The organism is Longimicrobiales bacterium, assembly GCA_028823235.1.
Taxonomy (GTDB): Bacteria; Gemmatimonadota; Gemmatimonadetes; order Longimicrobiales; family Gaopeijiaceae; genus UBA2589.
The window spans coordinates 1-1,772 of record JAPKBW010000085.1; the positions used below are offsets into that span (position 1 = coordinate 1).

Consider the following 1,772-nt stretch of genomic DNA (forward strand, 5'->3'; position numbering starts at 1 on the left):
AAGAAAGCGCCACACCCTGAGCCGTGTCGTCCAGGTCTGGGAAGGCAAGAAAGCCCAGCGTCTCAAGCCCGCCTACCGACCCGCCCACCGACCCGTCTTTCGCTCGGCCGGGGGAGTAACCGATTCGATATCCCTGCTGGGGAAACCTGCGGGCTCGACAGCGCCAACATGCCATCGGATACAACATGCGCTGAATTTTTCGATGCAACCCTGCCACCGATCAATCGTCCCATTCCGGACCGAGTGCCTTACCCCCGTTGTCACCCGTAACGAAGCGAAGCGATCGTTTCGAGCTGAGTGGTGTCCTGGGCTCGCCCGGCGACGGACGCCAGCCTGCCATCGATAACCCCTGTGTCCCCTTTTTCCCCGTACCGGACATGGCCCAGGGTGTAGAATGGGTCTTTGGAATTCCTATCTGCCGGACCACGGCACGGGAGCGAGCACTATTGAACCCGAAGCATGAAGGAGAGCAGCCGCGCGTCGTGGGCCTATTCGGACTGGCGATGATCAACATCGTCGCGATCGCGAGTTTGCGCGACCTGCCGCAGATGGCGACCTATGGAGTGGGGTCGATCTTCTTCTACCTACTCGCGGCAGCCGTCTTCTTCCTGCCGGTGTCACTGGTCGCTGCGGAGCTTGCGACAGCCTGGCCAGAGCGAGGTGGCGTGTACGTATGGGTTCGCGAGGCCTTCGGAGAACGCTGGGCCTTCGTCGCCGTGTTTCTGCAGTGGCTCCAGAATCTGTGCTGGTTTCCCGTCGTCCTCACCTTTGGTGCGGCGTCCCTGGCCTTTGCGATACTGCCGGATCGCTCGCGAGAACTCTCGGAGAATCCGGGCTTCATTGTCGCGGTGATCCTAGTGGCGTACTGGTCCTCTGTGGTGCTGAACCTCCGCGGACTCTCCGGGTCGGTCCGGATCAGCATCATTGGGGCCTTTTGTGGGGTCGTCATCCCAGGCCTGATCCTGATTGGGCTTGCGGCGCTACTCGTCCTCGAAGGTGGAACGTCTCACCTGCTTGCGAATGGTGATCGCTTCGTCCCCGACTTCACTCACTTCGGAAACATCACGTTTGCTGTGAGTGTCTTGCTCGCATTTGCGGGCATGGAGATGACCGCAGCGCACGCGCGTGAGGTTCGTGACCCCGAGCGGGTCTACCCGATCGGTATCCTGCTCGCGGCAGGTGTGATCCTCGTCGTGTTCATCCTTGGAGCGCTCTCCATCGCTGTGGCGCTGGCGCCGGATCAGTACCGGTTGCAGAGCGGCGTGACGGAAGCGCTCCAGGCCATGCTTGGTCGGTACGGTTTGGCGGAATGGTCGCGCCTCATCGCGCTGGGGATGGCGATCGGAGTGTTCGGAAGTGTGAATGCCTGGATCGTTGGGCCGAGCAAGGGAATGCTCGTGTCTGCCGAAGATGGCACGCTTCCCCGATGGCTGTGCCGGACCAATGAGCGGGCCGTGCCCACACGGATCCTCGGGCTACAGGGGGTCCTCGTCTCCCTGATTTGCCTCGCGTTTACGCTGCAGCCAACGGTTGCTTCTGCCTACTTCATGATCAGCGTGCTGACGATCCAGATGTATTTGCTGATGTATGTGATGCTCTTCGCGGCGGCGCTTCGATTACGTCGGGTCAGACCACACCAGCCGCGGCCGTTCCGGGTTCCTGGCGGAACCGTGGGGCTCTGGCTGACGAGCCTCCTCGGCATCGCGGGGGCCCTCATGGCCTTTTGGATCGGTTTCTTTCCCCCCGATCAGCTTGCTTCGACCGGCTTGCGG

At 61.8% G+C, this 1,772-nt stretch carries 2 protein-coding genes; one reads left to right on the forward strand and one right to left on the reverse strand.

What is annotated here, in order from left to right; genetic code table 11:
- A partial coding sequence (locus OSA81_13765; protein MDE0900069.1) for a hypothetical protein occupies window positions 1-208 on the reverse strand: 208 nt, incomplete at its 3' end.
- Window positions 209-377: 169 nt separating this feature from the next.
- On the opposite strand from OSA81_13765, the gene OSA81_13770 reads away from it, so the two are divergent.
- Window positions 378-1,772 (forward strand): amino acid permease (locus OSA81_13770; protein MDE0900070.1); only part of this gene is annotated, 1,395 nt, incomplete at its 3' end.